We start from the raw sequence: 17086 nt of genomic DNA, 5'->3' as shown, positions 1-17086 counted from the left end.
GACGCTACGCGACAACCGCCTCAGCGAAGAACAGCATGCGTGGCTCAATCAGGTTCAGCTCAGCCCGGAATATCTGGCCACCCTGCTCGACCCGCTGCCGGATACGCCCTACGCCGCCCAACTGTACGACTGCAACCACCTCGGCACACCGCAACAGCTCATCAACCTCAACGGCGATATCGACTGGTCCATCACGCTGGACGCCTGGGGCAATGCGCTAAGCGAAGAAAATCCGCATCAGCTGCACCAACCAATCAGAATGCAGGGGCAGCAATACGATGAAGAATCCGGCCTGCACTACAACCGCCACCGGTATTACGACCCGACGATAGGCCGGTATATTACTCAGGATCCGATTGGGTTGAGGGGGGGATGGAATTTTTATGCGTATCCGCTGAACCCAGTGCATGGTATTGATCCATTGGGGTTGGAACTAACTACAGAACAGCAAAATGCAATTCAATCCGCAGCTGAAGATTGGTCAAAATCTAATGTTCCATATCGCTCTGGTGGCACTACAAAAACAGGAGCTGATTGTTCAGGTGCAATTTCATCAATATATAAACAAGCAGGTATAGATATAGGTCGATTAACTAGCGGTCAATTTACTCACGATCCTCGCTTTATTCCCGTTAATGGGGAACCTACTTTAGGTGACGTCGGGCATTATCCCGGGCATGTTGTATTATATGGTGGAAGCGCTACTGGAGTAAAAGGGAGAGATGTATGGAGCGCTTCTCATACCGGAGGCCCAGTATTTAGAGCAAGCGATAAAAAATGGTTTGGAACACCTACTTGGTATCGATATTCAGCAGGAACAGGAACAGGAACAGGAACAGGAACAGGAACAGGAACAGGAACAGGAACAGGAACAAAGTTAACATGTGGTTCATATGGAATACGTGATAAAAATGGGCAATGTAATGAACTTTTTTGAATGGGTTGTAATAAAAGATATCATGAAAATATTAAGATGAGGAATGCATGATTAAATTTATATTATTATCTTTATCATTATGTAACTGTGCATATGCAAACTCACCATGCACTCAAATGATTAAAAGTTTAAATATAACGCAAAAAAAACAATTGGAAATAGATATTTCCAGACAAGCACACATAGAAAAAGCGAACATACTTAGAGTATTTAAAGATAAAGACTGGCTAATTATGTATGCCGACACATATGTTTCAGATGAAACGTTTTTTTTCTATCATGAAGATATATACAATAAGAAAACCCTCATCACAGAATGGAGCGGTGGAGCAATCCCTGCGGAAGAGGGTGATATACAAAATTGGGTTAAAATAAATGCAAAGGGAATTCCTGATAAATTAACAAAATGCTTTTCATGGTATGCCACTTTCGGTCGAAATTAATTAATACAATGAGGAATCCGGCCTGCACTACAACCGCCATCGCTATTACGATCCGACAATAGGGCGGTATATTACTCAGGATCCGATTGGGTTGAGGGGGGAGTGAACGCGTATGTGTACCCGTTAAATCCGGTATTGGCTATAGACCCTCAAGGGTTAAATAACGTAGATGTCATTGTGAATAATAATGGGATCGGCCATGTAGGTTTGCATATGGGAACAGGTGATGACGAGCTATTATATGATCCAGGCGGTTCTTTTGTTACCCCACGAGGAATACCTTCAGGGAGTGGGGGTACCTTCAGTGGAAGTGATGCTAATTTGAATGATTTTTTAAAATACCAGTATGCCTATGGCCCTGACGTCAGAGTATATAGTTTTGAAATAACTCCAGATGAAGATAAAAAGATTAGAGATAATATAGATGAACAGGGTGGATGCTCACCATTATATTGTGCATTGTGTTCCAGTAATGTTTTAAATGGTATTGGTCCTTTTAAAACCTTGGGGACGATACGTACGCCTTGGGGGATGAATGATGCTATGAAAAAAATCCTTTACCCCACACCTAACTTGCCATTCGGCTCATGGCTCATATCGCCAGCATTCTAGAGGCATTAACTATGAGATCAATCTATTTATTATTCCCTTTCGCAATAATTAGCCATTTTTTTATTGCCAAGGAGTATACTTTTAGAATACTACATCAATATACTTACGATTACTTATTAATATTTTACATATCATTGATGTTTTTTTCTTTTGCATATTTTTTTAAAAAAACCATCTTATGGGATATTGCGATTTACATTATCGCTCCTTACATTTCATCGATAATAAGTTTTATATATATATCTATGAGGGTTTCACCACAAGTTGTTATAGATAATTTTTTAGGGAGTATAATCATAGGCTTATTCTTACCATACATTGCATTATATGCTTGGGTTTTATCTATAATATTAATTGCAGGTAGATTTTTTTTACACTACACCAAGAAAATCACTAAAAAATGTTAACTACCTTGTGTAGTGTGAAGTATAAGTCCATAAAATAGTTAAATAATGAAAATTGAGTAAATTCGTATAAAACATGCTATTTGCAATAAATTTTTAATTAAAACTAACTCATATATTATAATTATTCTCTTCTAAGGACTTGTCAAAGTATAATACGCATGTCGGTTTGGCTGTGGTTTAAGCTTGTACACCTATCCGCTAAACACAGTCACAAATATAGACCCATTAGGACTGACAGTAATTTTTAATGGTAATGAGGAACAAAAAAAAGCGATGAAAGACGCATATGAATCTGTAAGAAAAACAAGACATGGAAAGGACATGATAGATAAACTGGAATCATCGAACCATACCTATATATTTAGAGATCCAAGAAAAGGTATGGAACATACGTGTTACGACCCTACTGAGTTTATTTTTTACATTGAGAAAGACTCAGACCATACCTCATGTCAATCTCAAGGAAAAGATAAAGCATGTAAAATGACACCAACTCCATTAAGCGTAGTTATTGCTCATGAAATAGGGCATGCAATGGGAGAAAAAGACGATGGCCCAGGCCATATGAATAATGTCAAAACGTATGAGAACCCTGTTAGAAAAGAAATGGGAATTCCAGACAGGATGAAGTATTGATGAAAATAGTACTAATATTTCTCTTCTATATTTACGCATCATATTGTGATGCGGTCATGTTTTATTACCGTATTCCATTTAGAATTCAAACATACACACCAATCACAATGGAAGTAATTAAGGAGCTTGCAACAAAAAATGGAATGCAAAAAACATCATTAAAAAACAGTGAGAAGATATCATTCATACTAAGAAACCATAAAGGTAACTGTTCTTTTTTTGACAAAAAAAACATTCGGATATACATCGAAAATGACAATCATGAGTACTTTATAGATAACAACGGAATGTTTACCTTTAAATACAAAAAAAATATTGGTGTTCAGAAAATAAAATCAATGAAAATGCAATAGTTAATTTATTAAACGAAGGAAATATAGATAGATGGATGAGTAATGATTGATGTGGGAAATCAAAAATCCAGCGCACATTTTATGCAGATAAAAATAACATCATACAATAAATTTTAAGCCCTCCCAAAAATGGAGACATAAGCTAATGAAAGAGTCAGCTATTATTTTTTTAGCATTATTACTATCCTTAAATGTATGCTCAAGCGAAAAAGAAATAATCTCATTAGAAAAAACACCTCCAAAGCTGATTAACAATAAAAAAATGGCCTCAGATGTAGCTGAGGTTTATATTAAAAACATATACGGGAAAGATGTTGCAGAAAATGAAAAGCCATATTTAATAAAAGATGAAAATGAGTACTGGGTTGTATCTGGAAGTTTACAGAAAAACATTGCAGGAGGTGTGTTCACAATAAAAATAAGAAAAGATACTGGAGCGATTGATACTTTCACTCATGGCGAGTAGGAGCTATAGAGATCTACTCCCCCCAATCCGTGATCTACCCCACAGTTTTATCGCCATGAATGCTCATTCCGGAACCCCGCTCTCGCTTTGCTTCTTTCTTTATAGAAACCGGTTTCAAAAACCTATCCAATGTGGCTCTGCAAGTCGTCTTTTTGGCTCATGGGAGCTGCAAAACAACGAAAGCAGCCCTGATGCAAGGGCGAGCAAACGGGCCAATGAACTGGCGAGAAATTCATAATAGGAGCATTTATGACACATTCATTTCCAACAGGATTTTGGTGGGGTAGCGCCAGTTCGGCACCGCAAACGGAAGGTAATACGCTTGGCGGCGGTAAAAGCGCTACCGTGTGGGATCACTGGTTTACCGAGCAGCCAAACCGTTTTCATCAAAACGTTGGTCCACAGGATACATCAACGTTTTACCAGCATTGGCGCGAGGATATCGCGCTGTTAAAACGCGTCGGACACAATAGCTTTCGCACCTCGATTTCATGGGCTCGTCTCATTCCCGAAGGTCGTGGGGCAGTCAATCCTGAAGCTGTCGCATTTTATAATCAGGTCATTGATGAAATGCTCGCTCAGGGCATTACGCCTTTTATCAACCTTTTCCATTTTGATATGCCCATGGCGATGCAGCAGATCGGCGGATGGGAAAATCGCGAAGTTGCAGACGCCTACGCGGAGTATGCCGATACCTGTTTCCGCCTGTTTGGTGACCGCGTTAAACACTGGTTTACCTTCAATGAGCCGGTCGTTCCGGTGGAAGGCGGTTATCTGTATGACTTCCACTACCCTAACGTGGTGGATTTCAAACGTGCGGCCACCGTGGCCTACCACACCATGATCGCGCACGCCCAGGCGGTGCAACGTTATCGCCAGCTGGATCAGGGCGGTGACATCGGCATCATTCTCAATCTCACGCCGTCATACCCTCACTCTGAAAATCCTGCTGACGTCAAAGCGGCTAACATTGCCGATCTGATGTTTAATCGCAGCTTCCTAGACCCAGCGCTCTTAGGTAAATATCCTGATGAGTTAGTGGCTTTGCTGAAATCTCATCATCAGCTACCGGAGTGCCGCAGCGGTGACCGTGAGCTATTGGCTCAAGGCGTGGTCTCACTTTTAGGCATCAATTACTATCAGCCACGCCGTATTAAATGCCGCGACAGCCTAGTCAATCCTGATAGTCCATTTATGCCTGAATGGTTCTTTGAAAACTATGAAATGCCAGGCCGTAAAATGAACCCTCATCGTGGATGGGAAATTTATGAGAAAGGTATTTACGACATTCTGACCAATCTACGTACTGAATACGGCAATCCGCGCTGCTTTATTTCTGAAAATGGCATGGGCGTGGAGAATGAGCAGCGATTTATCGAGAATGGACAAGTCCAAGACGACTATCGCATTGAATTTGTGCGTGAACATCTGCAATGGGTGCATAAAGCGATTCAGGAAGGCAGCCAATGTTTGGGCTATCACATGTGGACATTTATTGATAACTGGTCTTGGTGTAACGCTTACAAAAACCGCTACGGCTTTATTCAGCTCGATCTCGCAACCCAAACCCGAAGCGTGAAAAAGAGTGGTGAATGGTTTGCGCAGGTTTCGCACGCGAATGGTTTTTAATGTGATTCTTCGGTAATTCACTGACATTGTTCATTGAAATCGCAGCTAAACGGCTGCGATTTCAGTCCACATTTGTTTTATGCGCCACATTGTTTTTTTGCTAAACTGTGTGCATTCGCCCGAACATTAGTTATTTCATTGAAAATGAAGAAAAAACGCCCTGTACTTCAAGATGTCGCAGATAAAGTTGGAGTGACGAAAATGACGGTTAGCCGTTATTTGCGCAACCCATCACAGGTATCTGCTGCACTTCAAACGAAAATTGCAGTGGCGCTGGACGAACTGGGCTACATCCCTAACCGCGCACCGGATATTCTTTCCAACTCTACCAGCCGCGCCATTGGCGTACTGCTTCCTTCTCTGACCAACCAAGTTTTCGCCGATGTAATTCGCGGAATCGAAAGCGTCACCGACGCACATGGTTATCAAACCATGCTGGCGCATTACGGTTATCGGCCAGAAAAAGAAGAAGAACGTTTGCTTTCCTTGCTCTCGTATAACGTTGATGGGCTGATCCTGTCTGAAAGAAACCACACCGCGCGCACGCGTAAAATGATCGAAGTATCAGGTGTACCGGTCGTCGAAATGATGGACTGCATTACGCCGTGTATTGATACCGCGGTGGGATTCGACAACTTTGAAGCTGCTCGGCAGATGACTCAGGCCATTATCGATCGTGGCCATCGCAAAGTTGTTTATTTTGGTGCTCGTCAGGATGAGCGTACCGTCATCAAACAGCAGGGTTATGAGACGGCGATGCATCATGCCGGCCTGCAGCCACGTAGCGTTATGATACCGCGCGGCTCTTCTTATTCAGTGGGTAGTGAACTGCTGCGCGAGGCGTTAGATCGCTATCCTGATATGGACAGTATTTTCTGTACCAACGATGACTTAGCGGCTGGTGCGGCTTTCGAGTGCCAACGTTTAGGTCTACGTATTCCTCAAGATATGGCGATTGCCGGATTCCACGGCCACGATATCGGTCAGGTAATGACGCCTAAATTAGCCAGCGTACTGACACCGCGTGAGCGGATGGGTCAAATCGCGGCCGAACGGATGTTGTCTCGTCTACGTGGTGAAACCATTTCCTCTCAGATGGTCGATGTCGGCTTCACCTTACTTTATGGTGGCAGCATCTAATTACCCTGCAATCCCCCCCCTCATAATAGTTAATTCCCGTTAGTAACTGAGAGTAACCTCACAGTTATTGAAGCTACTTTGCCACAAATCTTGCTAATTATTATCGCTGCTCAGACAATGTTACCCATAACAAGTTACCAGTAACATTGCATTTAGTGGATGGAAAACCGTCCCCTCTCTGGAGTAGAAATGAGCGATAAAAAACCACAACACCACGTTTTTATTCTGATGGGCGTATCTGGCAGCGGTAAATCTGCTGTAGCAACCTCTGTAGCCCAACAGCTCGGCGCAGGTTTTCTGGATGGCGACTTCTTGCACACACGCGCCAATATCAAAAAAATGTCTGAAGGCCACGCGCTGAATGACGAAGACCGAACTCCATGGCTGAAAGCGGTTAATGACGCCATTTTCGCTATGCAGCGGACCAACGACGTCTCTTTGATCGTTTGCTCTGCGCTTAAAAAGCGTTACCGCGACATGCTGCGCGACGGTAATAAAAACGTTTCCTTTATTTACCTGAAAGGCAATTTCGATCTTATTGAAAGCCGTCTGCTGGCACGTAAGGGCCACTTCTTTAAACCTCAGATGCTTGTTTCTCAATTTGAAGCGTTAGAAGAACCTACCAGCGTTGAGCAGGACGTTCACGCTGTCGACATCAGCCTCCCTCTGGACGGCGTTGTTGAAAACACAATTAAAACCATTAAATCTGTGATTTCTCAGGGGTCATAATGAGTACTTTTACTCTCGTATTTACCGCCGTAGGCTCGGTCCTACTGCTGCTGTTTTTAGTGATGAAAGCCCGTATGCATGCCTTCGTTGCTCTGATGCTGGTTTCTATCGGCGCGGGCATTTTTTCCGGCATGCCGCTAGATGATATTGCCAAAACCATGGAAAAAGGCATGGGAGGCACATTAGGCTTCCTCGCCATCGTGGTTGCGTTGGGTGCCATGTTTGGCAAAATCCTGCATGAAACCGGCGCGTTAGATCAGATAGCCGCTAAGTTGCTAGATAGCTTTGGTGAAAAACGAGCGCACTATGCGCTGGGTATCGCCGGTCTAGTCTGTGCACTGCCGCTGTTCTTCGACGTAGCTATCGTATTGTTGATTGGCGTGGTGTTCGCCGTTGCCCGTCGTACAAATGGCAACGTTGTTAAACTGGCTATCCCACTGTTTGCCGGTGTTGCTGGCGCAGCGGCATTCTTGCTGCCGGGGCCAACACCGATGCTGCTGGCTTCCCAGATGGGCGCTGACTATGGCTGGATGATCCTAATTGGTCTGTGCGCAGCGATTCCAGGGATGATTTTAGCGGGCCCTCTGTTTGGTAACTTCATCAGCAAACACGTGACGCTGGCTCTGCCTGAAGATATCCAAGAGCCAAGCTTGGATAAGAGCAAACTGCCTTCTTTTGGTTTTAGTCTGGCGCTGGTTCTGTTCCCGCTGGTTCTAGTTGGAATGAAAACCATCGGTGCACGCTTTGTTGAAACCGGCACTGAACTGCATAAATGGCTGGAATTTATCGGTCACCCATTCACGGCAATTCTAATCGCCTGTCTGGTGGCGATTTATGGTCTGGCGATCCGTCGCGGCATGAGCAAAGAGAAAGTGATGGAAGTGTGTTCTGCGGCAATCCAGCCTGCGGGTATCATTCTTCTGGTTACTGGTGCCGGTGGCGTATTTAAACAGATTCTGGTGGATTCCGGCGTTGGTCCTGCATTAGGTAATTCTCTGATTGGCGCAGGTCTGCCAATTGCGGTTGCCTGTTTCGTTCTCGCCGCTGCGGTGCGCGTGATTCAAGGTTCTGCTACCGTTGCCTGTTTAACCACCGTAGGTTTGGTTCTGCCGGTTATTGGCGAGCTGGGCTACAACGGCGCACAGATGGCGGCGCTTTCCATCTGTATCGCGGGGGGTTCTATCGTACTGAGCCACGTCAACGACTCCGGCTTCTGGCTATTCGGTAAATTTACCGGCGCAACCGAAGCACAAACCCTGAAAACCTGGTCCGTGATGGAAACCATCTTAGGCACCACGGGCGCAGTGGTTGGTATGATCTTCTTCGCGGTGATGTAATTTTTACGAATACAAAAAAGGCGGCCTAATTAATCATTAGCCCGCCTTTTTTTATGTTCACTGAAGATAATTACGAACGAGAGAAAATCAGGTGCAAACCGAAGCCGATAAACAAGACGCCTGCGACGCCATCAATCCACTTGGCTAAACGCTGATAACCACGGCGCATCACCGGCAGCGCAAATACCGATGCCACAATGCTGAACCAAACAAAGGTTTCAGCCACAATCATCACGAACAGGCCAACGCGCTCTGGCGTACTCACATTGTCGCCGACGAACAGTGAAAACACCGAACCGAAATAAATCACCGCTTTTGGGTTCGACAGGTTAGTGAGAAAACCGCGCAGGAACGTTTTTCCACGCGCTGGCAGCGTGATACTTACCTCTTCGCCGCTGTCTAACTGGCCTTTTGCACGCGCAGACTTAAGGAGCTGATAGCCCATCCACGTCAGATATAAACCACCGCCCACGGTGATAATGCTATGCAGCCATGCCATTTTCATCAGCAGCAGATGGAGCCCCATCAGCGCAACTGCTGCCCAAATAACGATACCCAGTGTAATTCCCACTACGCCCTGCATTGCTTCAGAACGAGAACGGCTGACCGCCGTTTGGGAAACAAAAAAGAAATCAGGTCCGGGAGCCATTAAAGCCACCAGATGAACCAATGCCACCGTCAAAAACAACATCATCGGAGTTAACTCTTATAATTAGGGGGGAAATTCATGCTACCACTAAGTCTGTGAATAATTAAGGGAGCGATCACACCGGCAGCATTAAACGAAAACAAGCACCTTGCTCATTTTCATTAACCAACATGATATCGCCACCGTGCAGCTGCAACATTCGTTTCACAATCATCAACCCCAATCCTCCCGCGGACTGGCGGCGCACGCCTGAGAGCAACGATGGACGCTCAAACAGCCCCGCTTTCAGCTCCTCTGGAATACCTACGCCGCTGTCGGTCAGTTGAACCCAAATTTGCCCTGCCTGATACCAAAGTCTCACCGCAATATTTCCCCCCTGCGGCGTATGGCGGATTGCATTATCCAATAGGTTGGTTAGCACGCGCTCCATCATATAAATATCGGCGTTGACCAGCGGTAAACCTTTGGCAATATCCGCAGTCAGTTTAATTTGGCGAGTTTCTGCCGCGAGCTCAAACTTCTGAAAAACATCCTGTAAAAGCTCGCTGAACGACATGCGTTCTTTCTGCGGTTTAACCGCACCATATTCCAAACGAGCTAGCTCAAATAACTCTTGCGCTAGTCGCCCAACTTTAAGGCTTTGCGCCAAGGCGATATCCAGATAACGCTTGCGATCCACTTCGCTTAGACTTGCCGACTTCACCGATAGCGTCTCGAGATAGCCATGCAAAGAGGTCAACGGCGTGCGCAAATCATGTGAAATATTGGCAATAAATTCACGCCGTTGTTGATCCTGTTCTGCCAAGGTTTTCCACTGCTCGGCAATGCGCCTAGCCATCAAAACAAATGCACGTCTAAGCTGAGTCACTTCATCACTTTTTACATCAGCATCGGGTACGCTCAGCGCCATGACACGAGCGTAATCCAGCCCTTCCTGCTCCAGTTTACTCACCTGACGAGTGAGCTGGCGCACAGGTTTCGTTACCCAGCGGAACGCCAGCCAGCCGGCCAGTGAACCAAACAGCACAATCAATCCCATCGACCCTACGACGGTCCATACCGTCGAGCCAATGCGGGCATCATCCGTTAACCGAGCGTAATCCTCTCCCAGCAAAACAACGTACAAATAGCCTTCGGTTTTTCCCTCAACCTGTAGCGGTGCAACGCTAAAGACCTTTCGACCGTCGACACTACGCGGATCGTCGCCGTAAACCGGCATGCTTTGCCCCTGCATTAGCGCATTGATGGGTTGAAGACTCACATCACGACGTTTAATTCGCCCTTCTGGCGCAGCATCACCAATAATATGCCCCTGCTTATCAAGCAGATAAACTTCCACGCTCGGATTCACCGACATCAGCTGATCAAACAGCTTTTTTACCGAGGCAGGATTGAGTCCCTGCTCACCGAGCAACCGGTTATTCTCCGTAATATGCTGAGCAAGATTGACGGACAAACGTTGAATAACCTGCTGGCTATATTGCGTATTACTGCGTACCTGAAGCCAACCCGATACCGCGCAGCAAGCGACCAGCAACAGCGCAAACACCAACGTTAAACGCTGGGATAAACTCAATCGATTCATTTAATTTCCCATGCTCGACGCCGTAAATTTATAGCCAGAGCCCCAAACGGTCAGAATATGCTGCGGCTCGGAAGGATCGGCTTCAATTTTTATACGTAGCCGATTGATATGGGTGTTAACTGTATGTTCGTAGCCATCGTGCTGGTAGCCCCACACCTGATCGAGAAGCTGCAAACGAGAAAAAACTTTGTCGGGATTTTTAGCGAAAAAATACAGCAAATCAAACTCACGCGGCGTGAGATCGACAGGTTGTTGATCCTTCCAAACCGCTCGCGCAATAGGATCGATGACCAGATCCGCAATGTCCAAACGCCCTGCATCCATCTGCAAATTACGGCTCATCGCTTCCTGACGGCGAAACAGCGCTTTAACGCGTGCTGCCAGCTCAATCATCGAAAACGGTTTGGCTAAATAGTCATCGGCACCTAGCTCTAATCCCAGAACCCGGTGCACTTCACTGGAGCGGGCGCTAATCATAATAATCGGCGTATAACGCGTCATGCTGCGCGCGCGACGGCAGATATCAAGCCCATCAATACCCGGCAACATCAGATCTAAAATCAGCGCATCCCAACCGCCCTGCTCCAGCATCGCCATACCGACAATGCCATCAGCCGCGTGCTCTATGTGGTAGCCCTCATCACGCAGATGCAGCGCCAGTAAATCGGCAATATGCGCGTCATCTTCTACAATTAGAATTCGCTTCATTCCTTCCATCGCGTTCCGGCTCCACGTGCATTTTTATAATTAGTCTACACAGGGTTTGCGCCCTGAGTTATCACAAATAATTTATAACTCTGTGAGGCTTTGCTGAACAAGTGAACGCAATACTGGCCCTGACCCCATTTTCCATAAGGATCTGACCATGAGAAAAATTATTACGGTTGTTATGTGTAGCACTTTACTGATGGGCAGCGGATTCTCTTTCGCTGCTGATACAACAAGTACATCCGGCGATGGTATGCAGCAAGAGCCACATAAAATGGATCATATGAGTAAAAAACCGCAGGAAATGAAAAAACAGCACTTGGACGCGATGCAAAAAGGCGAAGCGCCTAAACAAGATGAAATGAGCAAAGATCAGATGGATAAGAAACCCATGAAGCAAGGCGATACGCTGAAGAAAACGAGTTCAGGGTATTAATTTACGACTAGGTAATATTGGCTCCCTAGCCAGCTTCCCCCTTAGCAGAGGAAGGGCCATTCGAGCTTATTCGGGACCCACTGCACAGTTCCCTCTCCTGCGAAGGAGAGGGTTAGACTGAGGTTATTTACATGCAGAATTATTTTAGCGGCGTGTAAATATCAAAACGGTGATTTTTGGTGGTGGTGGCCGCATGAGCCGGCACATCGGCCAACGGCGGAGCATAATCAGGACGTTTTACCACGATACGTTTCGTCGCCAGTGCGCGAGCGGGTGCTAGTAATGCATCGGCATCCAAATCAGCGCCCACCAATGACTGGAACACCCGCATCTCTTTCTTCACTAGCGCACTTTTCTGTTTGTGCGGATACATCGGATCGAGATACACCACTTCTGGCGCAGGGCTAAGATCTTTCAACGCATCAATACTGGAGGCATGCAGCAGGGTCAGGCGTTCTTGCAGCCAGCCGCCGATTTCAGGATCTGCATAGCCACGCTGCAAACCATCATCAAGCAATGCCGCCACCACGGGATGGCGCTCCAGCATGCGCACATGACACCCTACCGACGCCAACACGTAGGCATCGCGCCCTAATCCTGCGGTCGCATCCACAACGCTCGGCACATAGCTGCCTTTAATACCCACGGCTTTTGCCACCGCTTCACCACGGCCGCCGCCAAACTTGCGGCGATGCGCCATCGCACCGGCCACAAAATCGACAAAAATAGCGCCCAGCTTGGGTTCATCCAACTTGCGCAGTTCTAAATGCTCAGGCGTTAATACCAACGCCATTATCGCGTCAGGATCGTGAACCAATCCCCAGCGCTCGGCTAAATGAGATAAGGCGCCGCTATCGGCGCCCTCTTCTAACAATAACTGAATACTCAACGCATTAGCCCTTGATGCCGTAGTGACGCAGCATGGCATCAATTTTCGGCTCACGGCCACGGAAGTTTTTGAACAGGTTCATTGGCTCATCGGAACCACCCTGCGACAGGATGTTATCCAAGAACGCACGGCCGGTATCTACGTTGAAAATACCCTCTTCCTCGAAGCGAGAGAACGCATCAGCAGACAGCAGCTCTGCCCACAGATAGCTGTAGTAACCCGCTGCGTAGCCACCAGCAAAGATATGGCTGAACGCATGTGGGAAACGGCCCCAGCTTGGTGACGGCATCACCGCTACTAGCGCTTTAACTTCTTTCAAAGTATCGAGAATACGAGCGCCTTGTGCAGGGTCGAACTCAGCATGCAGACGGAAATCAAACATCCCAAATTCTAGCTGACGCAGGATAAATAGCGCGGCCTGATAGTTTTTCGCCGCCAACATTTTATCCAGCATTTCCTGAGGAAGCGGCTCATTGGTCTGGTAATGACCCGAGATAAAGGCCAGCGCTTCCGGCTCCCAGCACCAGTTTTCCATAAACTGACTTGGCAACTCGACGGCATCCCATGGCACACCGTTGATCCCTGAAACGCCTGCGGTTTCAATCGCGGTCAGCATATGATGCAAGCCGTGACCGAACTCATGGAACAGCGTGGTCACTTCGTTATGCGTAAACAACGCAGGCTTATCACCGATTGGACGGTTAAAGTTACAGGTCAAATAGGCAACCGGCTTCTGTAGGCTACCATCGGCACGACGTAGACGGCCTACACAGTCGTCCATCCAGGCACCGCCTCGCTTATGCTCACGGGCATAAAGGTCGAGATAGAAACTACCACGCAGCTCACCGGTCGCATCATAAAGCTCGAAGAAACGAACCTCTGGATTCCATACGTCAATATCATGACGCTCTTTAGCCGTGATACCGTAAATACGTTTCACCACCTCAAACAAACCGCTCAATACGCGCTGTTCAGGGAAATAAGGGCGCAGCTGTTCATCGCTGATAGAGTACAGATGTTGTTTCTGTTTTTCGCTGTAGTAGGTGATATCCCACGCTTCCAGCTCGGTAACGTCAAAGTGCTGACGCGTAAACTCACGCAGTTCAGCCAGCTCTTGCGCGCCTTGAGGACGAGCTCGCTCGGCTAAGTCATTCAGAAATGCCAGAACCTGCTGTGGGTTTTCCGCCATTTTGGTTGCCAATGACTTATCAGCATAGGATTTAAAACCAAGCAGCTGAGCCAATTCGTGACGCAGTTGCAGAGTTTCAGCCATGATTTCGCTGTTATCCCACTGACCTGCGTTTGGCCCCTGATCGGATGCGCGAGTGGTAAACGCCTGATACATCTCATGGCGCAGCTCGCGGTTGTCGGCATAGGTCATCACCGGCAGGTAGCTCGGGATATCTAGCGTTAACAGCCAGCCCTCTTTTTCTTTGGATTCAGCCAGCGCCTTCGCAGCCGCTAATGCACTTTCAGGCAGACCAGAAAGCTCTTTTTCATCGGTAATGAGCTTGCTCCAGCCCATGGTCGCATCCAATACGTTGTTACTGAATGCAGAACCCAATTCGGACAGACGCGCCATAATTTCACCATAGCGCTGCTGTTTTTCTTTCGGCAAACCAATACCAGACAGTTCGAAATCACGCAGTGAATTTTCTACCGCTTTCTTCTGCGGTTTAGTCAACGAAGCAAAACCCGCGCCGTCTTTCAGGCTGCGGTAGGCCTGATACAACCCTTCATGCTGACCTACCCAAGTGCCGTATTCAGACAACAGCGGCAGGCACTGTTCGTAAGCTTCACGCAGCTCAGGGCTGTTTTGCACTGAATTCAAATGGCTGACCGGAGAAAAAATACGGCTCAGACGATCGTCAACCTCAGCCAGCGGCTGGCACAGATTATCCCACGTAAATGGCGCATCTTGCGCGACCACGCGCTCCACTTCGGCACGACAATCTGCCAATGCGTTTTTCACCGCAGGAACGATGTCCTCAGGTTTGATTTTAGAGAATGGTGGCAGTTCGAACGGCGTCAGTAACGGATTGGTCATAAGAAAGCGTCCTATATAGTTTTGCCATTAACAACAAAGGTTAACGGTCTTGGCCGCATCAGTGCGGCATATAAATCGACTTAGCCAGCCCCCCAATGCGTCGGGCAACCGGCATAAAAGCGCTGTTTAGATCTAAGATGAGGTTAAGTGTAGCGAAAATCAATGGCTGGCGGGTTCAATCGCTTTGATAGGAGGCACCACAAGCAAAAATACATCTAGCGGCAAGAAATCTGCTCCATAACATTATTATCGTAAGTAATGGCAAAACCCGCAGGATAAGGGCTGGGTTGCTGCATTTTAAATGCTAATTGTTGGTGGGGGGACAATTGCCAAGACAGGTATTTTTCACTGATAAAATACCCGTCACTATTACCTAATAAATCAACTAACTGTGAGGCGTTCTTTGTGCATAAGTCGCTCTCAACAGCCAATCGCCACACCATTTCAAGTCGGTGCTCAGACAGCTTCCAGCGCTGCTGATCAAATGGGCTTGAGCCGTAGTGTTTAAGCTGTTCTAAGCTATTAGAATCCTTACAACTACACAACGTGAGTACGAGAGCTATGATACTAAAAATGTACAAGTCTCCCTCCTTGGGCAGCTTTTAAGCATAGTTCTGCAAGCTCATGATTTGGTCTTTGTGTTTGTCCAATATCCGCACCAACATAGTTATTTGCCATGTCCATACGCTTTTCTTCTCTGGGGTTATTAGGAAAACGCTCATGCGCGTTGAGATAATCCAGCGCGTCGTAATACCCTAAATCCCTCGATAACAAAGCAGCAAAATAGCAATGCCTAAATGCATCAGACATATCATTATGACCATTGTGACCAAATATCTGGATAGTTTTTTGCGTCGCCTCATCTGCCGAGAAGCGTATTACCGGGGCGCTGTAAGGGTTACTCGCCACAAATAACTTTTCCGACTCACTCAACATATCAAACTGCTGCAATAACCCCATTGTAAATCCCTTGTGCAAAACATTCCTTGTCACACAATTATCTGCTTTAAGGATTCGCTCATCCCTTATCTGTATCACAAAACCAATATGCGATAATCCATAAAGTCTTTCATCGCCATACCGTTTATACTTAACCGTCACCTGCTGACATGCCGCGATGCCCGCAGCCCAAAAGAGCAGACTCGCTGTGCCTTGTCACGGTCTTAATTTACCTATCCTAATGATTTTGTTTTAGTTATTAGAATATACGAAAGTTTAAACTCACTATGCTTAGTTATCGCCACAGTTTTCACGCCGGCAATCACGCCGATGTCCTCAAACACACCGTTCAGAGTTTGATTATTGAATCGCTGAAAGAAAAGGATAAGCCTTTCCTTTATCTGGACACGCATTCCGGCGCGGGGCGTTATCAGCTCAGTGGTGAGCATGCAGAAAAAACCGGTGAATACCTCGAAGGTATCGCGCGTATTTGGCAGCGCGACGATGTTCCTGCCGAGCTTGAAGCCTACCTGAGCGCGGTAAAACACTTTAACCGTGGCGAACAACTGCGTTACTACCCAGGTTCGCCATTGATTGCTCGCCAGCTGCTGCGCGACTTCGACAAAATCCATCTGACCGAGCTGCACCCAACGGATTTCCCGCTGCTGCGCAATGAATTCTCTAAAGATAAACGCGCAAAAGTGATGAAAGCCGATGGCTACCAGCAGCTCAAATCACAGCTTCCACCGTTGTCACGCCGTGGCTTCGTGTTGATCGATCCGCCGTATGAGATGAAAACCGATTATCAAGACGTGGTGAAAGGCATTCAGGAAGGCTATAAGCGTTTTGCCACCGGCGTCTATGCGCTGTGGTATCCCGTAGTGCTGCGTCAACAAATCAAACGCATGACTCGCGATCTGCAAGACACCGGTATTCGTCGCATTTTACAAATCGAATTAGCGGTTCGCCCAGACAGCGATCAGCGCGGTATGACCGCTTCCGGTATGATTGTAATTAATCCGCCGTGGAAGCTAGAACAACAGATGCGCGACATTTTACCTTGGCTGCATAAAGTGCTGGTGCCTGAAGGTACAGGTCATGCCAAAGTTGAATGGATTGTGCCGGAATAATTGAAGTCATTGCT

At 46.7% G+C, this 17086-nt stretch carries 18 protein-coding genes and 1 pseudogene; 12 read left to right on the top strand and 7 right to left on the bottom strand.

The features are described from left to right. From BN1044_RS24130 to gntU, 10 genes and pseudogenes are all read left to right on the top strand, one after another. Nucleotides 1–937: RHS repeat-associated core domain-containing protein (locus BN1044_RS24130; RefSeq protein ID WP_072308819.1), on the top strand; the 937-nt coding region annotated here is incomplete at its 5' end. Nucleotides 938–984: 47 nt separating this feature from the next. Further along, on the top strand, nt 985–1380 hold the full coding sequence (locus BN1044_RS11605) for a hypothetical protein (protein ID WP_139130929.1): 396 nt from the start codon (nt 985–987) through the stop codon (nt 1378–1380). A 4-nt stretch (nt 1381–1384) separates the two neighbouring features. Further along, nucleotides 1385–1992: pseudogene (locus BN1044_RS24125) on the top strand (RHS repeat-associated core domain-containing protein); the annotation flags it as partial. 590 nt (nt 1993–2582) lie between these two features. After that, entirely contained in the window at nt 2583–3035 is a 453-nt protein-coding gene (locus BN1044_RS11585; RefSeq protein WP_081329576.1) for a type III secretion system effector protein, read from the top strand. Continuing rightward, the gene (locus tag BN1044_RS11580; protein WP_254663927.1) at nt 3035–3388 is read left to right on the top strand and encodes a hypothetical protein; all 354 of its coding nucleotides are present in this window, start codon (nt 3035–3037) and stop codon (nt 3386–3388) included. Before BN1044_RS11585 ends, BN1044_RS11580 begins: the two co-directional genes overlap by 1 nt. Nucleotides 3389–3533: 145 nt before the next feature. Beyond that, nucleotides 3534–3854 carry an NTF2 fold immunity protein gene (locus tag BN1044_RS11575; RefSeq protein WP_072308813.1) on the top strand — a complete coding sequence of 107 codons (321 nt, stop codon included), beginning with the start codon at nt 3534–3536 and terminating at the stop codon, nt 3852–3854. 249 nt (nt 3855–4103) lie between these two features. Continuing rightward, nucleotides 4104–5483: a glycoside hydrolase family 1 protein gene (locus tag BN1044_RS11570; RefSeq protein ID WP_072308812.1), complete on the top strand. Its 1380-nt coding sequence runs from the start codon at nt 4104–4106 to the stop codon at nt 5481–5483. Between the two features lie 144 nt (nt 5484–5627). Beyond that, a complete protein-coding gene (gene gntR / locus BN1044_RS11565) occupies nt 5628–6623 on the top strand; it encodes a gluconate operon transcriptional repressor GntR (protein WP_072308825.1) in 996 nt (331 codons plus the stop codon). 189 nt (nt 6624–6812) lie between these two features. After that, nucleotides 6813–7352 (top strand): gluconokinase, encoded by a 540-nt coding sequence (gene gntK, locus BN1044_RS11560; protein ID WP_072308811.1) that lies wholly within the window; start codon nt 6813–6815, stop codon nt 7350–7352. Further along, the gene (gene gntU, locus BN1044_RS11555) at nt 7352–8689 is read left to right on the top strand and encodes a gluconate transporter (RefSeq protein ID WP_072308810.1); all 1338 of its coding nucleotides are present in this window, start codon (nt 7352–7354) and stop codon (nt 8687–8689) included. The genes gntK and gntU overlap by 1 nt, the downstream gene beginning before the upstream one ends. Before the next feature lie 70 nt (nt 8690–8759). Here the strand turns inward: gntU and rhtC are convergent, their stop codons facing one another. The 3 genes from rhtC to BN1044_RS11540 form a co-directional block, all read right to left on the bottom strand. Next, on the bottom strand, nt 8760–9383 hold the full coding sequence (rhtC, locus tag BN1044_RS11550) for a threonine export protein RhtC (RefSeq protein WP_040046673.1): 624 nt from the start codon (nt 9381–9383) through the stop codon (nt 8760–8762). A gap of 70 nt (nt 9384–9453) precedes the next feature. Next, nucleotides 9454–10923 carry a sensor histidine kinase gene (locus BN1044_RS11545; RefSeq protein ID WP_072308809.1) on the bottom strand — a complete coding sequence of 490 codons (1470 nt, stop codon included), beginning with the start codon at nt 10921–10923 and terminating at the stop codon, nt 9454–9456. Then, on the bottom strand, nt 10924–11640 hold the full coding sequence (locus BN1044_RS11540; RefSeq protein ID WP_081329575.1) for a response regulator transcription factor: 717 nt from the start codon (nt 11638–11640) through the stop codon (nt 10924–10926). 148 nt (nt 11641–11788) lie between these two features. Between BN1044_RS11540 and BN1044_RS11535 the strand changes: the two genes are divergently transcribed. After that, a complete protein-coding gene (locus BN1044_RS11535) occupies nt 11789–12067 on the top strand; it encodes a hypothetical protein (protein WP_072308808.1) in 279 nt (92 codons plus the stop codon). A 139-nt stretch (nt 12068–12206) separates the two neighbouring features. On the opposite strand, the gene rsmJ is transcribed toward BN1044_RS11535, so the two are convergent. The 4 genes from rsmJ to BN1044_RS11515 form a co-directional block, all read right to left on the bottom strand. Further along, nucleotides 12207–12956: a 16S rRNA (guanine(1516)-N(2))-methyltransferase RsmJ gene (gene rsmJ, locus BN1044_RS11530; protein WP_025802162.1), complete on the bottom strand. Its 750-nt coding sequence runs from the start codon at nt 12954–12956 to the stop codon at nt 12207–12209. Between the two features lie 4 nt (nt 12957–12960). Next, the gene (prlC, locus tag BN1044_RS11525; protein WP_072308807.1) at nt 12961–15003 is read right to left on the bottom strand and encodes an oligopeptidase A; all 2043 of its coding nucleotides are present in this window, start codon (nt 15001–15003) and stop codon (nt 12961–12963) included. A 215-nt stretch (nt 15004–15218) separates the two neighbouring features. Continuing rightward, nucleotides 15219–15584, bottom strand: a complete 366-nt coding sequence (locus tag BN1044_RS11520) for a hypothetical protein (protein ID WP_072308806.1) — start codon at nt 15582–15584, stop codon at nt 15219–15221. Then, entirely contained in the window at nt 15571–16104 is a 534-nt protein-coding gene (locus tag BN1044_RS11515; protein WP_081329574.1) for a DUF6973 domain-containing protein, read from the bottom strand. Before BN1044_RS11515 ends, BN1044_RS11520 begins: the two co-directional genes overlap by 14 nt. 125 nt (nt 16105–16229) lie before the next feature. Here BN1044_RS11515 and BN1044_RS11510 point away from each other — a divergent pair, with 125 nt between their 5' ends. After that, nucleotides 16230–17072 carry a 23S rRNA (adenine(2030)-N(6))-methyltransferase RlmJ gene (locus tag BN1044_RS11510; protein ID WP_072308805.1) on the top strand — a complete coding sequence of 281 codons (843 nt, stop codon included), beginning with the start codon at nt 16230–16232 and terminating at the stop codon, nt 17070–17072. The last annotated feature ends 14 nt before the right edge of the window (nt 17073–17086 follow it).

The sequence above is a fragment of the Hafnia alvei genome, assembly GCF_900095695.1.
In the GTDB taxonomy this organism is placed as follows: Bacteria; Pseudomonadota; Gammaproteobacteria; order Enterobacterales; family Enterobacteriaceae; genus Hafnia; species Hafnia alvei_B.
The sequence above is the reverse complement of the archived record's forward strand: the minus strand, read 5'-3'. Positions and strand labels throughout refer to the sequence as shown.